This is a genomic window from Bacillus cereus group sp. BfR-BA-01356, assembly GCF_022663635.1.
Taxonomy (GTDB): domain Bacteria; phylum Bacillota; class Bacilli; order Bacillales; family Bacillaceae_G; genus Bacillus_A; species Bacillus_A cereus.
Genome location: NZ_JAKUFX010000293.1, coordinates 1 through 513, shown reverse-complemented (window position 1 = coordinate 513; position 513 = coordinate 1). Strand labels below are relative to the sequence as shown.

Genomic DNA, 513 nt, shown 5'->3' with positions numbered 1-513 from the left:
AATACTTTATGAAGACGTTTAGCCACTTCCTATCGAATCCAGTGGATTTATTTTCAAAATCCTCTAGCAATATTTTTTGAAAATGTCCCCTTGACTTTTCATAGTTGGTCTCTCAATAAAAAAAGTGACCGTATATACGATCACTTCCCTGCGAATTTAAAAAGAGCCATTATCCCACCAGTGATAATAGCTCCAACTACTGTAGTACCAATCCAGAATACTAATTTATCTAATCGATCAATCCGTAAATGAGCGCTTTTCGCTGATTGCTGCGCTTCAATAGCAACATCCTTAACGTTACCAAGTGTGTCTAACTTTGTTTCTACCCTTGTTAACCCTACTAGTAGTTCTTTAAAATCATCATGTTTTTGCTCTGGCATTGGCTCAACTCCTTTCCAAATAAAAGCCCTATTTTATACAAAATAAAAAAGCCTGCTTATGCACGCTTAATCTGTAATATCTAAATTAAAAAGCTCATCGCAATATGAATGACATTTCCATTTTGAACACCAT

Annotated in this window: 1 protein-coding gene; it reads right to left on the bottom strand. The window is 35.1% G+C overall.

Annotated features, from left to right (window positions below):
- Positions 1–140: 140 nt before the first annotated feature.
- Positions 141–380 (bottom strand): hemolysin XhlA family protein, encoded by a 240-nt coding sequence (locus MR168_RS33085; protein WP_001115042.1) that lies wholly within the window; start codon positions 378–380, stop codon positions 141–143.
- Between the last annotated feature and the right edge of the window lie 133 nt (positions 381–513).